The organism is Vagococcus sp. AM17-17 (assembly GCF_003471765.1).
GTDB lineage: Bacteria > Bacillota > Bacilli > Lactobacillales > Vagococcaceae > Vagococcus > Vagococcus teuberi.
The window spans coordinates 560,210-578,543 of sequence record NZ_QRJY01000001.1; the positions used below are offsets into that span (position 1 = coordinate 560,210).

Below are 18,334 nucleotides of genomic sequence, written 5' to 3' on the forward strand. Positions count from 1 at the left end.
TATAATAAAAGAAGGAGTGTGGTATTTTGACTATTAATTACCCTAATGGTATGTCTAAACATTTAAAAAAAGAATTCGTTACTAAAACAAAACAACCATCTTTTTCAAATCGTGGGATGTCTTTTGAAGATTACATCAATCAAAGTAACGAGTATTACCTATCTAAAGAAATGGCCATTGTTCATAAGAAACCAACCCCTGTTCAAATTGTTCATGTTAATTATCCAAAAAGGAGTGCTGCTGTTATAACTGAAGCTTACTTTAGAGAAGCTTCTACAACTGATTATAATGGCCTTTATAAGGGTCACTACATCGACTTTGAAGCGAAAGAAACAAAGAATAAAACGTCTTTTCCACTTCATAATTTTCATGATCATCAAATAAAACATATGAAACAATGTCTTAACCAGCAGGGAGTTGTCTTTGTACTAATATGGTTTTCCACTTTACAAAGGTGTTTTTTTCTCCCAGCTAAACATGTCATTGAATACTGGGAAAGCAAAGAGAACAAACGAAAATCTATTCCATTGAAAGTGATAGAAAAGGTTGGGTATGAATTAGAATTAGGAATCGCTCCTATTATTCCATACCTGACAGTTATTGATCATTATATATTAAAAGGAGATTCTGTTTATGAAAAATAGTTCGATTGGGACAAAACACCCTAATAAATCATCAAAACAAAAAAAACATAATACAAAAAAAGTGGTGTTAATTACCCTAACTGTCATTCTCTCACTAATCATAATACCTTTAATTGGTGGAGCTGGTCTTTTCTTTTATTACGCAAAAGATGCTCCAACACTTGATTATAAAAAATTAGAGGATACTCGCTCGTCGAAAATTTATGCCTCAAATGGGGAAATGATTTTAGAAATTGGGGAAAAGAAGCGTGAAACCATTGAACCTAATCAAATTCCACCAACGCTAAAACAAGCAATCATCTCAATTGAAGATAAACGATTTGAAAAGCATGCTGGTATTGATCCGATACGTATTGTTGGAGCAGCTATTTCAAATATTAAAGGAACGAGTAGACAAGGTGGTAGTACCTTAACTCAGCAGTTAATAAAATTATCATTTTTCTCGACTAAAAAAGAAGATCAAACCATTAAGCGTAAAGCTCAAGAAGCTTGGTTATCAGTTGAACTGGAGCGTAAAAAATCAAAAGACGAAATCCTTACATATTATATAAATCGTGTTTACATGGCAAACGGTATATATGGTATGCAAACAGCTGCCGAAACTTACTTTGGTAAAAATCTAGGTGATCTCTCTTTAGCTCAATATGCGCTATTAGCTGGTATGCCACAAGCTCCAATTGATTATGATCCATATACTCACCCTGATTTAGCCACTACAAGAAGAAATCTTGTTCTTAGTGAGATGTATAAAGACAAAGTGATTTCAAAAAAAGATTACGATGAAGCGAAAAATACAAAAATTGAAGATGGCTTAATTTCATTAAAAGAAGACTCAACCACACAAGTTGTAACAGATAATTATGTGAAGCAAGTTATTGATGAAGTACAAAAGAAAACGAAGAAAAATGTTTATACAGATGGTTTAGATATCTATACTAACATGGATTTGGCAGCACAAACATACTTATATAATCTTATTAATAGCGAAAACTCTTCTATTGCTTTTCCAGATGAAAAATTCCAAGCAACTGCAACATTAATTGATGTAAAAAATGGCGATGTCCGTGCTCAGATAGGTGGTCGTAATGTTGGTGACGGTGCAATGAATGATAATAAAGCCGTGACAGCTAAACGAAATATTGGATCAACTGCCAAGCCATTAGTTGCATATGCTCCAACCATAGAAGACTTAAACTATGGTTCCGGACAAATATACGCAGACATGCCATATAAGTATGAAGATGGAACTCCCGTTTACGACTATGATCGATCTTATCGTGGGAACTTGACAATGCGTGAGTCGTTAGTTGACTCTAGAAATATTCCTGCATTAAAAGCTCTAAAAGAAATCGGAGATGATAAATCAAAAGAGTTTATTTCAAAACTTGGTTTAGATAATAATGTCTATGAGGGAACTGCAATCGGATTTGAATCTTCTTCTGAAAAATTAGCTGCAGCATATGCAGCGTTCGCTAATGGTGGAATCTATTATGAACCAAGTTATGTTAATAAAGTCGTTTATTCTGACGGGACAGAGGAAAGCTTTGAATCACAAGGAAAACGAGCGATGAAAGAATCAACCGCATTTATTGTAACAGATATGCTAAAAGATGTAATTAATCGAGGAACTGGAAATCAGGCTCAAATTGATGGTATTGTTCAAGCTGGTAAAACTGGTACTAGTAATTATGACGATGATGTTTTAGGTAAAGTTAAAGGAGAAGGAAGCCCGGATATTACATTTGTTGGGTATACTCCTAAGTATTCTTTAGCTGTTTGGACAGGTTACGATGACTATTTCCAACCAATTACATTGTACAATCAGCAACTCGCCATGGATATTTATCGGTCGTTTATGATGTATCTCTACCAAAATATTGAGCCCACTGATTGGAAACAACCATCTAATGTCGTTCGTGTTGGAAATGAAGTCTACATAAAAGGGCATACTAAGCAAACACAATCTTTATACAATAGCCCTAAATCGGATAACACAACGTATTATTATGAAACAGAAAAACAAACAGTTACTCCTCATTCTGAAAGCAAAGAAGAAACAAAAGAAGACACTCATACAGAAACTTCAAAAGAAACATCGGTTGAAGAAAAAAAACCTGACACAAATAATAGTCAAACAAATCAAAGTAGTAATAATAACGAGCAAACAAACCTTGGGAATAACAGTAATAACCAAACAAATCAAGGAAATAATAACTCTCCAACACAAGAGAACAAACCTCGCAATAATGATACAAAAAAAGATTAAATTAAAGAAACAAGGAAAGACATTTCGTCATTCCTTGTTTTTCTTTTTTATATTGATATTTTTTTGACCTTCAGCACACAGATCAAGTAATAAGCATCCCTCACATTTGGGGTTGCGAGCCGTACATTGATACCTTCCAAATAATATCATCGTGTGATGCGTATCGACCCATCGTTCTTCTGGTATTTTCTTCATAAGCGTATCTTCTACTTCAGTGACAGTAGCTGATTGTTTACATATTCTAAGCCTTTTGCTCACTCGCTCTACATGTGTGTCTACAGCAATTGATGGAACATTAAACAAATCTCCTGCTACAACATTCGCCGTTTTTCTTCCCACACCTGGTAAGCTTTCTAGTTCTTTTTTTGTTTTTGGCACTTCGCCATTAAAGGTTTCAACTAGCATTTGAGACGCTTTAATAATGTTCTTTGCTTTTGTTTTATACAATCCTATCGTCTTAATCCGCATCATCACGTCTTCTAAAGAAGCTTGGGCTAATTTTTCAGCAGTTGGATAAGCTTCAAATAATAATGGTGTTGCCTTATTAACCGAGATATCTGTCGCTTGTGCACTCAATATAACCGCAATTAAATATTGAAATGGAGTATCATAATTCAACTCACCTCTAGCATTAGGATACAGTTCTTTCATTAGATCAATTGCTTCTATCGTCCGTTTTTTTGATAACATAAGCTCTCCTATTTATCACCAGGATTTAGCCAATTATACATTGGTACTTTTGGTAATGTTTCTTCCGTGTCAATTATATTTTTATCATCTATTTCTTTAAGACGTTGCTTTTGGTCACTTTGAATAGCTTGCTTGGATGTTAAATTCTTTCTCTCCCAATTAAGCAATATTCTATCCATATATTTTAAACTATAAGCTTGGTTTAAAATAGCTTCACGTAAAGCTAGTTCAATTAAGTCTATTGAATAGTTATCATTATCTAACCACTGTTGAACCGTTTCAAATTCAATTGGTGATAAAGAACGGCCAAACTCTTGTTCAAATTTATTAAATAACTCAACTCGTTTATTTTCTTCTAATTGTTCCATTTTTATCTCTTGTTCTTGTTCAAGTACCAATTCAATTTTCTGGTAAACACGTGTTAGATCATATTTATCTTCTGTTTTACCAAACTTATTTCGTTTTGTTTCAATGGATAAAATACCTTTTGTCATAAGTTCTTGAATAATATGGTATCCACCATCTAAAGACATATCCATACGTTTAGTAATCATATCCATATCTGGAAAATAATCTCCTGAATCTTGATACTGTAATAATTGTAAGTAAAAAACTAATTCAGTATCTGTCATTCCAATCTTTTTATAGTATCTAAATAGTAAATTAGATACTGATGTTGTGCCATTTTGCAAATAAATATTTAGTGGTATCATTTTCTCACCCCTTCTTATAAAGTATAACAAAATATAAATAAAAAAACAGAACACTGGCTCATATCTAAAACGATTCTTGCAAGCTATATAGAAGTGATTAAACTTACAAATATATGCATTCATTATTTAAAGCATCTCATACTAAATAAACGTATACTTCAAATCAAGAAAAAAAGACAACGATAGCACGCTGTCTTTTTTAAATTTTGGGCAATGTCAACACTCTGTATTGTTGGATAATTTCATCATGAAGCTGTTGAACTGTTTTTATCTCATTGATTGTTCCAATGATTTGACCAGCCATAACTGAACCATTAACCATGTCTCCCTCTTTTACCGCTCGACATAATGAGCCAATCGTCAGCTCTTCAAGTTCTTCTCTTGAGACATCTTGTCGCTCTAATTCCAAATACTTAGTTGTCATTACGTTTCTAATATTTCTAACAGGTGCCCCATTATTACGTCCTGTTACAACAGTTGATGTTTCATTTCCATTAATAATTTCTTGTTTATAAGGAGCCGACACTGGACATTCTTCAGTAGACAGGTACACTGTCCCCATCTGTACCCCTTTTGCGCCTAAAGCTAATGCTGCGGCTAATGAACGACCATCTGATAATCCACCTGCAGCAATGACTGGAATACTTAAAGCCTTAGTTGCAGCGGCTACTAATGGCATCGTACAAACTTCACCAATATGTCCTCCTGCTTCCATCCCTTCAACAATCACTGCATCTGCTCCTAAATCTTGCATTTTTAATGCTATTTTGACATTAGGAACAACCGGCATTACAATCACATCATTTTCTTTTAGACGTTTCATATAAGGTTTTGGCGTTCCTGCTCCTGACGTAATAATTTTAACACCTTCTTCAATAACAACATCAATAATCTCATCACGATTTTCCATCATCAACATCACATTCACCGCAAAAGGTTTATCTGTGAATTGTTTTGTTTTGCGAATCTCATCTCTTACTTGATCTGTTGTCATACCACCTGAAGCTATAACACCTAAACCACCAGCTTCTGAAACCGCACTAACTAGCTCTGATGTCGATATTTTTGCCATAGCACCCTGAATCAGTGGATACTTTATTCCTAATAACTCATTAATTAATGTCATATCTATCCTCTTTCTACTCAAATAGTTTGTGAGTCTTTTACTTAAATTAATAGTACTCGTTATTGATAACGATTTCAAACAACTTTTTCTTAAGTCTCCTATAACTTTAAATAATAGGTGTGTGACATTTACTTATACTTCTTTTAAAAAACTTTGATATTTTTCACAAAATCCTTTATATTAATAATTACTGATAAATAATAAGTAAAATATAAATGAATAGAGGAAAAATTATGTCAAACGTATTAGTTATTAAAGCTCATCCACTAACAAAAAATGAATCACGTACTCTTACTGTACTTGATGCCTTCTTAACATCTTATGAAGAAAGTCATCCAAATGACACAGTCGAAGTATTAGATGTGTATGAAAATCATATTCCTGAAATCGATAAAGATATTTTAACAGGTTGGGCTAATTTAAAAGATGGTAAAGAAATTAATAAGGTTCAAGCAAAAAAAATCGAACGATTTTCTGAACTGACTGAACAATTTCTGAACTCTGATAAAATTATCATTGCTAATCCTTTATGGAATCTAAATATCCCAACAAGACTAAAAGCATGGATTGATACGATTGTTGTCGCTGGAAAAACATTTAAATACACCGAAAATGGTAAAATGCCTTTAGCTCCAGGTAAAAAAATGTTACACATCCAAGCTAGTGGTGGCATTCATGCTGGTGAAGATACTTCATCAAAATTTGTTAAAGAAATTTTCAACTTTATAGGGGTTGAAGAAACAGATACGATTATTATTGAAGGTCTTGATTATCAACCAGAAAAAGCAGATGAGATTCTTCAAGGAATTATGGAAGAAACAAAAGAATTAGCAAAACAATTTTAAAAAAAAGGTAGAATCACTACATTGTGATCCTACCTTTTTTATGATCGTTTACTTAATGTGTCTTGCAAAACTCCACCAATTAGAAACACTTTCCAACAGATATCCCATCCATCGAAGAAAATTCCCCATCCAAAAAAGATTAATAGAATAATCATCCAATAGAAAGACTCAAATTTTTGGAAAAATTGATAACGTTTGTACTCTTCATATGGCACATGTACTTCTAAAACATTATCTAATAAAAAATTATAACTACTTTGGACATTTCCAGCATAGATAAAAAAGAAACAAGCAACTGCACCAAAAAGGAATAATAAACTTAATCCAATTGTTTCGCCAAATCTTGATAAAGAGCTAAAAATGAAAAAAACAGTATCTACAAGTCACTAAATTATTCATAAATCCTTCTATTATTAACTTTTTATAAATTCAGAAAGACCATCTACTCAACTAGTTTAATTGAGGAATTTAATAAGCAATTAAAAATATACAAAGAGAAAAGAACAAGTCCCTAATAAGGAATCTCTGAAAAGATTCCTAGTTTCTCAGTTCATTGAATATACCCAAAAATTTTCAGGTAGAGTCCGTAAAAAATTTAAGGAAATTCAAGATACGTTAGAATTAATATTTTAATTTAAAATAATAGAATGGATTTTCCGTTTACACAAAATTCTTGACGCTACCAACCGATTAAAAGTTATAGAATATTATGGAATCTAATAGTTATTTTAATAGGTTTTTCCTATTGACAATCGAAAAAAGAGATTTTTTCACAAAGAAAGAGACCAGAATATGTAGTCTGATCTCTTTTGAATCTTATTATTTTGTTCCAAATAAACGGTCACCAGCGTCACCTAACCCAGGTACGATATAACCTTCGTCATTTAATTTTTCATCTAAACCTGCTGTGTAGATATCTACATCAGGATGAGCTTCTTGTAAAGCTTTTACCCCTTCAGGAGCAGCTACTAAACATACAAATTTAATGTTTGTTGCGCCGCGACGTTTTAATAAGTCTATTGCCATAATTGCTGACCCACCTGTTGCTAACATTGGATCAACTACAAATAATTGTCTATCAGCAATATCTGCTGGTAATTTTACAAAATATTCAACTGGTTCTAGTGTATCATGGTCACGATACAAACCAACGTGTCCAACTTTTGCTGCAGGTATTAATTCTAACATACCATCAACCATACCAATTCCTGCTCTTAATATTGGGATAATCGCTACTTTCTTACCTGTTAACGTTTTTTGTACTGACGTTCCCATTGGTGTTTCAATTTCAATATCTTCTAAAGGCATATCGCGAGATACCTCGTAAGCCATTAGCATAGCAATCTCATCAACAACTTCTCTAAAAACCTTTGTTCCACAATTTTTCTCTCTGATAATTGTTAATTTGTGTTGAATTAACGGATGATCTATCACTTGAAATTTTCCCATAATACGATTCTCCTTTAAATTTTATTCTTATCTATTGTAGCCGAAAAAAAGGTAATTGACTAGTCAATTACCTAAAAATTTTATTTATAAAGTGGATGGCTCTTTAATAGCTCTACTACTTCTTTTCTGACTTTTTCTAAAACACTTTCTTCTTCGTGATATGTTAGTGCTTCAACAATTAATTCAGCGACTTTTGTTGCATCATCTTCTTTAAATCCACGTGTTGTAATCGCTGGTGTTCCAATACGAATACCACTTGTCACAAATGGACTTTGGCTTTCAAATGGAATCGTATTTTTATTGACAGTGATGTGAACACTATCTAAAATAGCTTCTGCTTCTTTACCAGTCAATCCAAAACCAGTTACATCAATTAATAATAAATGATTATCTGTATCACCACTAATTAATCGAGATCCTGGTGTTCGATTGATTACTCTAGCCATTGCTTTAGCGTTTGCTAGTACTTGTTTACTATAGTCTTTAAATTCAGGTAATAATGCTTCTCTAAAAGCCACAGCTTTGGCTGCAATCACATGCTCTAAAGGTCCCCCTTGAATACCAGGGAAAATAGCACTATTGATTTTTTTAGCCAATTCAGGTGAGTTTGTTAAAATAAGACCACCTCTTGGCCCACGTAATGTTTTGTGTGTTGTCGATGTTACAACATCTGCATACGGAACTGGATTTTGGTGTAAACCTGTTGCCACAAGACCTGCTATATGAGCCATATCGACCATTAATTTTGCTCCAACACCATCAGCGATTTCTCTAAATTTCTTGAAATCAATATCACGTGAATAAGCACTCGCTCCGGCCACTATTAATTTTGGCTGATGTTTTCTTGCAAGTATATTTACAACTTCGTAATCAATGACTTCTGTCACTGGGTCTACGCCATATGACACAAAGTTATATGTTTTACCACTAAAGTTTACTGGAGACCCATGAGTTAAATGGCCACCTGCTGTTAGGTCCATCCCCATCACTGTGTCGCCTTCTTCAACTAATGATAAATAAGCTGCCGTATTAGCTTGTGAGCCTGAATGAGCTTGAACGTTAGCAAAATCTGCTTGGAATAAATCTTTCGCACGATCAATTGCTAAATTTTCTACTACATCAACAAACTCACAGCCACCATAATATCTGCGTCCAGGATACCCTTCAGCATATTTGTTTGTTAACACACTTCCTTGAGCTGCCATAACAGCTTCTGATACAAAATTCTCTGAAGCAATTAATTCAATTGTTTCTTGTTGTCTTTGTTTTTCATTAGCAATTGCATCCCATAAAACAGCATCTTCTTTTTTATAATCCATATGCAAACACACTCCCGATTTTTTATACCATTGTACCATATTTCTTTATAATTACTATTTATTTTCTAAAAAATGTTTGATTTGCTGCTTTTTTTAACCGATTCATGTATCCCATATTTTCGCTTGTTTCATCATATCCTTCAGCTAGAATAACACCATTATGTCCCAACAAATCAGTATCTAACTGTCTTAACCCGCTAAACAAATGATGCATAGCTGATTTCACGTCTTTATTTTCAGATAAAATATAATGAGCAAATACCGAATAATCATCTAATTCATCATAGATAGCTTGACTTGACAAAATCGCCACTTTTTTTTGTTGCGTTTTATAGTAGTTAATCGCGTGTCTCCAGTCATTAATTGATCCATCAAGAATAATTACCTCAGCGTCAGGTGAATAGTGCTTATACTTCATTCCGGGAGATTTTGGTGCTTGTTTATCATCTACAAGATGCGTATCAATAAATACTGCTCCGATTATTTTTTCAATCTCTTCTTTTGTGATAGCTCCAGGTCTTAATATCGTTGGTTTATCTGGCTGACTCATGTCTATAACTGTTGATTCAATCCCTACTTCACATTCTCCGTCATCTAATATGGCTTCAATTTTTCCATTTAAATCATTGAACACATGTGTAGCTGTTGTAGGGGATGGTTTGCCTGATGTATTAGCACTTGGACCAACAAGTGGCAGATTAGATTCACGAATTAATGATAATGTTAAAGAATTATTTGGCATTCTAAATGCTGCTGTTTCCAATTGGTCTGTCATACTAATCGACAGATTTGCTTCCTCAGCTAACGGTAGGATAAGTGTTAAAGGTCCTGGCCAAAAAGTTTCCATCAATTGATTTGCCTTCTCAGAAATGCCACTCACAAATTGTGTAACCATTTCTTTTGAAGCAACATGGACGATTAATGGGTTATCGCTAGGACGGCCCTTTGCTTCATAGACTTTTTTTACCGCTTCACTATTTGTCGCATCTGCCCCCAAACCATATACTGTTTCTGTTGGAAACGACACTAAACCACCTTGTTTTATGACGCGTGCTGCTTGTTTAATGTCTTCTTGATGATAGATTTTTGTCTTCATCCCTACACTTCCTTTTAATAAACTTTAATCATTCGATCATGACCAGACATATCTTTTACTACTTCTACGACTTTTTGTGGAAAGTATTCTTCGAAAATACGTACAACATTCATTCCTTGTGTGTAGCCAATTTCTAAATAAATCTTGCCCTTTTCATTTAATACCTTTGTTGCTTCCTTAGCTATTTTTTCATAAATCGCTAATCCTTTATTATCAGCAAATAAGGCCATTTTAGGTTCATGGATTCTAACAGATTCGTCCATCTCTGGCCACTCTTCTTCTCCTATATAAGGTGGATTTGAGATGATAATATCAAACGTTTCATCCATGACTGGTTCTAAAGCATCCCCTAAATAAAAATCAATTGATGTATCTAGTTGTAACGCGTTTTCCTTTGCAATTTCTAAAGCACTTGATGATAAATCAACGGCTGATACATCCCAATTAGGACGATTTTTTTTCAGAGAAACCGCAATAACACCTGTACCAGTACCAATATCAACAACTGATTTTTTAGTTAAATCATTTTCTGTTAAACACAGTTCAACAAGTTCTTCTGTTTCAGGTCTTGGAATCAACGTATCTTCTGACACAACAAAACGTTCACCATAGAATTCACAAGAGCCAATTAAGTATTGTGGCGGATAATTTTCACTCACCTTAACTAAATCAGTTTTTAATCGATTAACTATCTCTCTAGGTACTTCTTTATTAAAATGCAGTAAGAGGTTTGTCTTATTCCAGTTATTATATTCTAACAATAGGTATTCAGCAATCGCCGTTTCTTTATTATGCTCTTCTAAAAAAGAAGAAGCCCATTTCAGGACTTCAAAATATGTAACAGGTTTATCCATTTAATTTCTCCAATTGAGCTGTTTGATCATAAATAATCAATGCATCCACAATTTCATCTAATTTTCCGGCTAAGATTTGGTCTAATTTTTGAATGGTCAAACCAATTCTATGATCCGTCACACGATTTTGTGGGAAGTTATATGTACGAATACGCTCAGAACGATCTCCCGTACCAACAGCTGACTTACGGTTAGCATCGTATTCATTACGGCTTTCTTGTTGCAATTGATCATATACTCTAGCACGCAACACTTTCATCGCTTTTTCTCTATTTTTCAACTGAGAACGCTCATCCTGCATGGCTACAACAATCCCTGTTGGAATATGTGTCAAACGAACGGCAGAGGCAGTTTTATTGACGTGCTGTCCACCGGCTCCACTTGCATGATAAATATCCACACGAATGTCTTTGTCTTCTAATTCTAACTCAACTTCTTCTGCTTCAGGTAAGACAACGACTGTTGCTGTTGAAGTGTGAACACGACCTTGAGATTCAGTTGATGGAACACGTTGCACACGATGCGCGCCACTTTCATATTTTAGTTTTGAAAAGACACTGTCTCCTGTAATCATCACAGTGACTTCTTTATATCCACCAATATCAGTGATGTTGGCATCCATGACTTCAAACGTCCAACCTTGATTTTGTGAATAACTTTGATACATCTCAAATAAATCGCCAGCAAATAATGCGGCTTCGTCTCCACCTGCTGCACCACGGATCTCCAAGATAATATTTTTATCATCATTCGGGTCTTTAGGTAATAAAAGAATTTTAATACGTTCTTCTAATTCTTCTTTTTCAGTTTTTAATTCAGATAACTCTTCTTTAGCCATCTCTTGCATCTCATCATCAAGTTTTTCACCTAATAACTCTTCCGTATCTGAAATGCCTTGAGTGACTTCTTTGTATCGACGGTACACGTCAACTGTTTCACGTGTTCCTGCTTCTTCTTTTGATAGCTCCATAAAACGCTTCGTGTCACTTACGACATCTGGGTCACTTAGTAATTCCGCTAATTCTTCATAACGGTCTTCTATCGCTTGTAATTGATCAAACATTTTCTTCATCCTTTCGATTTGACAGTGGTGGATTCACATAATGCTTACGACAAACTGGGTAGTAAGCTTCATTGCCACCTATTTGAATTTGTTCACCTGTATAAACAGGTTTATTATTATCCATTCTTAGATTCATTGTAGCTTTTTTATGACAAAACCAACAAATCGTTTTTAATTCCTCAATTTTATCTGCATATAATAATAAATATTTAGAGCCTTCGAATAACTCATTTTTAAAATCATTTTTTAAGCCAAATGCCATCACAGGAATATCAAGTTCATCCACAATTCTAGCAAATTGTACCACATGAGCTTGTTCAAGAAATTGTGATTCATCAACCAATATACAGTATGGTTTGTTAGCCATCTCACTCACTGTGTCATAAATATTTGTATCATGAAAAATGGGGATAGCCTCACGACGTAATCCTATACGACTTGAAACGATACCTATTTCATCTCTTGTATCTAGTCCACTTGTCATCAACACGACTGGTTTATTTTGTTCTTCATAATTGTGAGCGACTTTTAAAATTTCAATCGTTTTCCCACTATTCATTGCACCGTATTTAAAAAATAATTGAGCCATTTCATCATACTCTCCTTAGTTTATCCTATGATAGTATACTGTAATTTTCGAAAAAAATCATCAAATCGACTGTTTTTTTACTATTATTATTGGATTTTTTCACTAAGATTATATTAAGGGCTCCGTTTTATATTTTGTAATTAATCACTATGACACTTATAAACCATAACACATTTAAACCAATAAATAGACTCAAACTTTCCAACAAACAATATAATAAAATAAATAATAATCCTGAAACAACTTCCAAATACATACTTTGCCTTGGAATTGTTGAAAAACAAAACAAACATTTTCCTCTTAAAAATAAAAAAGAAAAAACAGGAACCAGTTCATACCATGACAGTTCATGCTTGCAAATACTGCAATGTGATTTTGGTAGTACAATTGACTGACCATTTCTTGTGCGTTGACCAACTAAAACAAAAAAAGAAGCCAAACTGCCTCCAAGGAAAAATAATAAAATATAACCATTCAACATATAAGTCACACCTTCCTTTAATACTATATTCGTAAAAAAGGAAAAAGAGCCTTAAAAAGACTCTTTTAACGTTGATATTTTTGTAAATCTTGCTCATATTTTGTGATATTTGATTGATTAACTTTTCGTAAACGACCTTTAATAGGTTTTGTTTGTAACGTTTTTAAAACTAGATCACCTTTACCATTTAATATGTCAACAAAAGTTGAAATATCTAATAGATCAATCACGCCAATATCATCAGCAGTCATACCATCAATTTGGCACAAAGCTCCTACAATATCACCAGCGCGCATTTTTTGTTTTTTTCCAGCATTAATATGGATTTTCATGATGTCTTCTTTAAATGATAGTCCTTTTTCTTTGCGTAATTTTGGAGATTCTAATTGTCTATCTAAAAATGGACGTTTCATCTCTTTTACTAACTCTTGATTTGGACGACGCATTTCTTCAAGACTATCGCCTTCTTTTGCCATAATAGCTTTAAAAGAAGATTTATCTTTCGAATTGACAAATGATATAGCTTTCCCACTTTTTTCAAAACGAGCTGTACGACCGATTCGGTGCGTATAGGTTTCAACTTTATCAGGAATATCATAATTCACAACTAGCTTAATGTCTGATACGTCAATCCCTCTAGCTGCGACATCTGTTGCAACTAAACAATGAATGTATCCACGTTTGTAATCTTTAATCACTCGTGTTCTATCTCGTTGTTCCATCCCACCATGTAACATTTCACAATTAACACCTAGATTTTTTAGTTGCTTCGTTAACTCTTCAACCATAATCTTTGTATTACAAAAAATAATACTTGTCTCAGGATTTTCAACAATCAATGTATCTTTAAACTGTGCGATTTTTTCATCATCAGCTGTCCATTGATAGTATTGTGAAATACGTTTCTTCTGGTCATCAGTTTTTTTAATTTCAACATACACTGGATTATGTAGGTACTTTTTAGATAATCGTTTCACCGCATCAGGCATGGTTGCTGAAAACAGTGCGGTCGTTCTTTTCTTTGGTAATCTCGGCATAATCTGATCAAGTTGCTCGATAAATCCCATCGCAAACATCTCATCTGCCTCGTCAATTATCACTTGATTGATTTTACTTAGGTTGATCGTTTTTTGCATGATATGATCATACAACCTACCAGGCGTTGCTACAACAATATGAGTTCGTTGCTTAAGTTGTTTGACTTGCATTTGATAAGAACTTTTACCAAATAAACTCACTACTTTTAAACGTTTATATCGACCAATATTGAATAATTCATCTTGGATTTGTGTCGCAAGTTCTCTAGTTGGTGTCAGTATCAATACTTGTGGGTAGCGTTCTTCCCATTCCACAGTATCACATACAGGAATACCAAATGCCGCTGTTTTTCCACTACCAGTCTGAGATTGAACCACGATATCTTTTTTTTCAAGTAACAAAGGAACCACTTCTTTTTGCACCTCAGTTGGTGAGGTATAGCCTAAAACGTCAAGTGCATTAATAATTGACTCATCGATTCCGAAAAGATTAAATTTATTTTTTGTCATGTAAACATCCTTCATCAAATAAGCTTTTGCCTATTTGTTTATTTTAGCTTAATTAGTGTAACATGTTTTACTTAAATTACTAGCATAATTAATTAATTAATTTTCACCATTTTAAAAACATCTAATAATAAATAACAATGAATCGCAACAGACAATGGTTTAAACAAAATAATGGTTCTTAGATAATCTTTAAATGATATATTCGTAAATCCTGCTGCTAAACAAGCTAAATCATCGGGACCAAAAGGCATCAAAAAGACAATAATTAACATCCAGATGGTATGTTTATTCCCTAGTTGAATCAATTTATCTAAACGAGGTAAATTTTTTTCCGACAAAATCGATAAAACAAATGAACGACCATAATGACGAACTAGTATAAATAGTATGACTTCCCCTATTATCAGGCCAACAGACGCGTACAACACTCCAATTATTTTGCCAAAAACGACAACTCCAACCACATCACTCATTCCCCCAGGGATAATAGGTAAAATAGGCTGTATGATTTGAATCATGGTAAAAACTACCGGTGCATACCACCCAAAGCGATGAATAAACTGTTTTAATTGTGGTGGATTTTGGCACAATTGATGGTTGTATGCATACCATATAACAAGGAGCAACAAGATAATTCCAATAACAAAAAAGACCTTGATTAATTTTTTCATATTGTCTCCTTTCTTCTAGCTAGCCATACTAATTGAATCATTAAATTAATAAGTAAATATGATAGTTTTATAACTATTTTTGTCCAATAAAAAAATCAACCACATAAGCGATTGATTTTTTATTATTAAACAGTTAAACCAATATTTTTTTCTTTGGCTTGTTCCACCATTTTTTGAGCGACATAAACATCTAACACTGCTGAGCCAACTGTTTTGAAAATCGTAATATCTTCATCATGTTTTCTACCAGTTAATTTACCTAAACCAAGTTCACCAAGCTCACCTTTATATTTTTCTTTTGATACATAACCATCTTCTAATGGTTGCATGAAATCTCCGGCTTCTTGTAAGACCCCATCCATCGTGTCAAAAATAACCACATCTGCTTCTTTAATGATTTCTCTTGGAATTTCACACATATCATGTGTATAAGCCCCTACACCATTTATATGAGCTCCTTTTTTCACCCATTCACTAGAAAATGTTGGTTGTTTAGATGTTGTCACACTTGTAATGATATCTGCTCCTTCAACACAGTCTTGCGCTGTTTTTGTAGGAATCATATTGACATCATATTTATCTGACATCTCTTTAGCAAACGCTGAAGCTCTCTCAAAATCAATATCAAAGATGCGAACTTCTGTTAAATCTCTAGCAGTTAGCATAGCCCATAGTTGACCTTCTGCTTGACCACCCGTTCCAATCAATGCGCCAATTTTAGCGTCTTTTCTTGCTAAAAGTTCTGTGGCGGCTCCTTGGACAGCGCCTGTTCTTAATTGGGTTAAGTAGGTGCCATCAATCATGGCATTCACAATACCTGTTTCTGCATCCAACACTACCATTGTGGCTGGAACACTTGGAATATTTTTCTCAATATTTTTTGGGTAAACAGATACAATTTTGACTCCCAAAGCGTCTTTGCCATTATCACATTCAACATATCCTGGCATATAAAGACTTTGACCTTCCGATTTTGGTACTGGAATATTCGTTCTTAATGGAATAGTAGCGCGACCTTCTGAATAAATTTTCAACGCTTCTAAAGACGCATCCATTGCCGCTCTCATATCAAAACATTTTTCAATATCTTCTTTTTTCAAAAATAACATATTTATTTCCCCTTCCTAAACTGGTTGTGATCCTTTTTTAATTTGTGCTGCTAACATTGAATATGAGCTATAAAGTAGTACAAAAATTACAACCCATTTTAACATGTAAGTATTTAGTGATTTGACTAAAAACACTGCAACTAATACACCAAGTACCCCAAAAACAGAAGTAAATAATGTGATTTTTCGGCTGTATTCACCAAATTTAATAAATTGAACACTTCCGATTGGCACTGAGAATGTACAAGCTCCCATCATGATTGGAAATGCTGCGATTGGATCCATTCCTAATAAATAAACTGTCACCATTGTTAAAGCATATGACCCAATCCCAATATTGTTTAATGCACCATACACAAATAATAAAAATGCTGCTAAAATAAGTTTTCCACCATATAATTCTGTTGCTGTTCCATTTGATTGAATCCAATTAACTTGTCCGGCAAAAATTAAGAATGCTGCAATGATTAATCCTACACCAACGAATTTTTTTATGGTATCTTCTGGTAATTTCACTACAAATTTTGGCCCAATATAAGCACCGATTACTTGCGCTATAATACAAATCGCTAGTGTTTTAATTCCCACATTTACTCCTGAAATATATGATAGAGCCATAGCTGCAACAGGAATCACACATTGCGTATTTAGTGTCCCTGGTAATTTTTTCATGTTAACCCATCCTAGTTTAGGATAAAGAACTGTTCCTATTGCAAAATCTGAAATCCCAAATGTTGATAAGAAAAACATAATAAATGAAGTAAATGGCAACCATTTTACATTTGCTTTTTCTTCTTTAAATTCTTCTTTATGACTCATTAAATCTTTCACAAATGTAAAAGCAAAGAATCCATTGACTAAAATAATAAGTGTTAATAATACCGTTCTGACCATGACTTATTCCCCCTTAAATATTGACCGCACTTTTTCAAATTCGTGACCATATTTACTGCGTAATTCTTGAGGCATCTCTTCAATAATTTTTAATGTATAAGCATCATGTTTGATATATTCTTTCGACAAACTCACCATGGCATTGTTTTTTGTCCAAGTGACATCGGTTTGATTTGCGTCTTCTGACAGAGTCCCAAAAACGACTTCTTCTTCATCACGCACAACATTTATCCACCTGGAACCAAAATCAGCCAATTTATCTTCTTCAAATCCATGTTTATAATAATGATTTAGCGGTAAGTCATAATGATGTTCAGCATCAAATAAAATTACGACACACTCATCTAACCTTTTTTCCGCATCTTGCAATAATAATAATAGCTCTTTACTGACATCTTGTTTCCATATTTGAAGTAACAAACTACTTTTTGAAAGCTTGATTAAATGCTCAACTTTTTCAATTACATGTGAATACCCTTCGATTTTCCACAATAAATCTTCTTCCTCAGCTTCTTTTATCCCACCTAATTGCTTGTCCAGTACTGCCAAATCTTTTTTGACATCTTTTTCAAGGCGTTCGATAAATTCATCTGAAGAAATTGCTCGATATAACTTTGGTTCTGATTTATTGACAATAATTAAATTTTTTTTCAATAACTTTTCTAAAATGTTATACACTTTTGACCTTGGTACACCAGACTGTTTGCTAATTTCATAACCTGTTAGTTTATCTTGTTCTAACAAGGTGGTATACACTAATGTCTCCATCTCAGAAAAATGATATTTTTTCATTATTTGTATTATTGTTTCCATATTTTTCCAACCTCTTTTTTAGTAGCTACCTTAGTAACTACTATATCATAAAATAACGTTTACACAATACGATTGTGAGTTATTCAACATTTAATAAACACTTTAAAAACAAATTCACAAATGGTTTTTACAAGTTTTTCTATGACTATAGAACTTTTATCACAA

18 protein-coding genes and 1 pseudogene are annotated in these 18,334 nt (G+C 33.6%); 4 read left to right on the forward strand and 15 right to left on the reverse strand.

The window, feature by feature from the left end:
• Positions 1-26: 26 nt before the first annotated feature.
• Both recU and DW196_RS02700 read left to right on the forward strand, forming a co-directional pair.
• A complete protein-coding gene (recU, locus tag DW196_RS02695; protein WP_084657214.1) occupies positions 27-644 on the forward strand; it encodes a Holliday junction resolvase RecU in 618 nt (205 codons plus the stop codon).
• Positions 634-2,910 carry a PBP1A family penicillin-binding protein gene (locus DW196_RS02700; RefSeq protein WP_118249911.1) on the forward strand — a complete coding sequence of 759 codons (2,277 nt, stop codon included), beginning with the start codon at positions 634-636 and terminating at the stop codon, positions 2,908-2,910. The genes recU and DW196_RS02700 overlap by 11 nt, the downstream gene beginning before the upstream one ends.
• Before the next feature lie 27 nt (positions 2,911-2,937).
• Here the strand turns inward: DW196_RS02700 and nth are convergent, their stop codons facing one another.
• From nth to DW196_RS02715, 3 genes are all read right to left on the reverse strand, one after another.
• Entirely contained in the window at positions 2,938-3,600 is a 663-nt protein-coding gene (gene nth / locus DW196_RS02705; RefSeq protein ID WP_118249912.1) for an endonuclease III, read from the reverse strand.
• A gap of 8 nt (positions 3,601-3,608) precedes the next feature.
• A complete protein-coding gene (locus DW196_RS02710; RefSeq protein ID WP_071457214.1) occupies positions 3,609-4,313 on the reverse strand; it encodes a DnaD domain protein in 705 nt (234 codons plus the stop codon).
• A 199-nt stretch (positions 4,314-4,512) separates the two neighbouring features.
• Positions 4,513-5,439, reverse strand: a complete 927-nt coding sequence (locus DW196_RS02715; RefSeq protein ID WP_118249914.1) for a nitronate monooxygenase — start codon at positions 5,437-5,439, stop codon at positions 4,513-4,515.
• A 233-nt stretch (positions 5,440-5,672) separates the two neighbouring features.
• Here DW196_RS02715 and DW196_RS02720 point away from each other — a divergent pair, with 233 nt between their 5' ends.
• Both DW196_RS02720 and DW196_RS02725 read left to right on the forward strand, forming a co-directional pair.
• On the forward strand, positions 5,673-6,284 hold the full coding sequence (locus DW196_RS02720) for an FMN-dependent NADH-azoreductase (RefSeq protein WP_118249916.1): 612 nt from the start codon (positions 5,673-5,675) through the stop codon (positions 6,282-6,284).
• Positions 6,285-6,648: 364 nt separating this feature from the next.
• Positions 6,649-6,917: pseudogene (locus DW196_RS02725) on the forward strand (transposase); the annotation flags it as partial.
• A 186-nt stretch (positions 6,918-7,103) separates the two neighbouring features.
• On the opposite strand, the gene upp reads toward DW196_RS02725, so the two are convergent.
• The 12 genes from upp to DW196_RS02785 form a co-directional block, all read right to left on the reverse strand.
• The gene (gene upp / locus DW196_RS02730) at positions 7,104-7,733 is read right to left on the reverse strand and encodes a uracil phosphoribosyltransferase (protein ID WP_071457218.1); all 630 of its coding nucleotides are present in this window, start codon (positions 7,731-7,733) and stop codon (positions 7,104-7,106) included.
• Positions 7,734-7,813: 80 nt separating this feature from the next.
• On the reverse strand, positions 7,814-9,052 hold the full coding sequence (gene glyA / locus DW196_RS02735) for a serine hydroxymethyltransferase (protein WP_071457219.1): 1,239 nt from the start codon (positions 9,050-9,052) through the stop codon (positions 7,814-7,816).
• A gap of 58 nt (positions 9,053-9,110) precedes the next feature.
• Positions 9,111-10,148 (reverse strand): L-threonylcarbamoyladenylate synthase, encoded by a 1,038-nt coding sequence (locus tag DW196_RS02740; protein WP_118249918.1) that lies wholly within the window; start codon positions 10,146-10,148, stop codon positions 9,111-9,113.
• 14 nt (positions 10,149-10,162) lie between these two features.
• Positions 10,163-11,002, reverse strand: coding sequence for a peptide chain release factor N(5)-glutamine methyltransferase (gene prmC, locus DW196_RS02745; RefSeq protein ID WP_118249920.1), 840 nt, complete (start codon positions 11,000-11,002; stop codon positions 10,163-10,165).
• Positions 10,995-12,065 carry a peptide chain release factor 1 gene (gene prfA / locus DW196_RS02750; RefSeq protein WP_118249922.1) on the reverse strand — a complete coding sequence of 357 codons (1,071 nt, stop codon included), beginning with the start codon at positions 12,063-12,065 and terminating at the stop codon, positions 10,995-10,997. The genes prmC and prfA overlap by 8 nt, the downstream gene beginning before the upstream one ends.
• Positions 12,058-12,654, reverse strand: a complete 597-nt coding sequence (locus tag DW196_RS02755) for a thymidine kinase (RefSeq protein ID WP_118249924.1) — start codon at positions 12,652-12,654, stop codon at positions 12,058-12,060. The genes prfA and DW196_RS02755 overlap by 8 nt, the downstream gene beginning before the upstream one ends.
• Before the next feature lie 127 nt (positions 12,655-12,781).
• Positions 12,782-13,135, reverse strand: a complete 354-nt coding sequence (locus DW196_RS02760; RefSeq protein WP_118249926.1) for a prepilin peptidase — start codon at positions 13,133-13,135, stop codon at positions 12,782-12,784.
• A gap of 65 nt (positions 13,136-13,200) precedes the next feature.
• Entirely contained in the window at positions 13,201-14,682 is a 1,482-nt protein-coding gene (locus tag DW196_RS02765; RefSeq protein ID WP_118249928.1) for a DEAD/DEAH box helicase, read from the reverse strand.
• 92 nt (positions 14,683-14,774) lie between these two features.
• The gene (locus DW196_RS02770; protein WP_118249930.1) at positions 14,775-15,353 is read right to left on the reverse strand and encodes a TVP38/TMEM64 family protein; all 579 of its coding nucleotides are present in this window, start codon (positions 15,351-15,353) and stop codon (positions 14,775-14,777) included.
• A gap of 125 nt (positions 15,354-15,478) precedes the next feature.
• A complete protein-coding gene (locus tag DW196_RS02775; protein ID WP_118249932.1) occupies positions 15,479-16,462 on the reverse strand; it encodes an ornithine cyclodeaminase family protein in 984 nt (327 codons plus the stop codon).
• Between the two features lie 15 nt (positions 16,463-16,477).
• A complete protein-coding gene (locus DW196_RS02780; RefSeq protein WP_079347709.1) occupies positions 16,478-17,356 on the reverse strand; it encodes a sulfite exporter TauE/SafE family protein in 879 nt (292 codons plus the stop codon).
• A gap of 3 nt (positions 17,357-17,359) precedes the next feature.
• Entirely contained in the window at positions 17,360-18,169 is an 810-nt protein-coding gene (locus DW196_RS02785) for a TrmB family transcriptional regulator (protein WP_118249934.1), read from the reverse strand.
• Positions 18,170-18,334: the final 165 nt, after the last annotated feature.

Excerpts from the sequence above, each read along its gene's own strand:
- DW196_RS02780 (WP_079347709.1), bottom strand. The coding sequence starts at position 17,356 with ATGGTCAGAACGGTATTATTAACACTTATTATTTTAGTCAATGGATTC.
- nth (WP_118249912.1), bottom strand. The coding sequence starts at position 3,600 with ATGTTATCAAAAAAACGGACGATAGAAGCAATTGATCTAATGAAAGAA.
- DW196_RS02740 (WP_118249918.1), bottom strand. The coding sequence starts at position 10,148 with ATGAAGACAAAAATCTATCATCAAGAAGACATTAAACAAGCAGCACGC.
- DW196_RS02775 (WP_118249932.1), bottom strand. The coding sequence starts at position 16,462 with ATGTTATTTTTGAAAAAAGAAGATATTGAAAAATGTTTTGATATGAGA.
- prmC (WP_118249920.1), bottom strand. The coding sequence starts at position 11,002 with ATGGATAAACCTGTTACATATTTTGAAGTCCTGAAATGGGCTTCTTCT.
- DW196_RS02755 (WP_118249924.1), bottom strand. The coding sequence starts at position 12,654 with ATGGCTCAATTATTTTTTAAATACGGTGCAATGAATAGTGGGAAAACG.
- glyA (WP_071457219.1), bottom strand. The coding sequence starts at position 9,052 with ATGGATTATAAAAAAGAAGATGCTGTTTTATGGGATGCAATTGCTAAT.
- prfA (WP_118249922.1), bottom strand. The coding sequence starts at position 12,065 with ATGTTTGATCAATTACAAGCGATAGAAGACCGTTATGAAGAATTAGCG.
- DW196_RS02700 (WP_118249911.1), top strand. The coding sequence starts at position 634 with ATGAAAAATAGTTCGATTGGGACAAAACACCCTAATAAATCATCAAAA.
- DW196_RS02760 (WP_118249926.1), bottom strand. The coding sequence starts at position 13,135 with ATGTTGAATGGTTATATTTTATTATTTTTCCTTGGAGGCAGTTTGGCT.
- DW196_RS02715 (WP_118249914.1), bottom strand. The coding sequence starts at position 5,439 with ATGACATTAATTAATGAGTTATTAGGAATAAAGTATCCACTGATTCAG.
- DW196_RS02770 (WP_118249930.1), bottom strand. The coding sequence starts at position 15,353 with ATGAAAAAATTAATCAAGGTCTTTTTTGTTATTGGAATTATCTTGTTG.
- DW196_RS02710 (WP_071457214.1), bottom strand. The coding sequence starts at position 4,313 with ATGATACCACTAAATATTTATTTGCAAAATGGCACAACATCAGTATCT.
- DW196_RS02785 (WP_118249934.1), bottom strand. The coding sequence starts at position 18,169 with ATGGAAACAATAATACAAATAATGAAAAAATATCATTTTTCTGAGATG.
- upp (WP_071457218.1), bottom strand. The coding sequence starts at position 7,733 with ATGGGAAAATTTCAAGTGATAGATCATCCGTTAATTCAACACAAATTA.
- DW196_RS02765 (WP_118249928.1), bottom strand. The coding sequence starts at position 14,682 with ATGACAAAAAATAAATTTAATCTTTTCGGAATCGATGAGTCAATTATT.
- DW196_RS02720 (WP_118249916.1), top strand. The coding sequence starts at position 5,673 with ATGTCAAACGTATTAGTTATTAAAGCTCATCCACTAACAAAAAATGAA.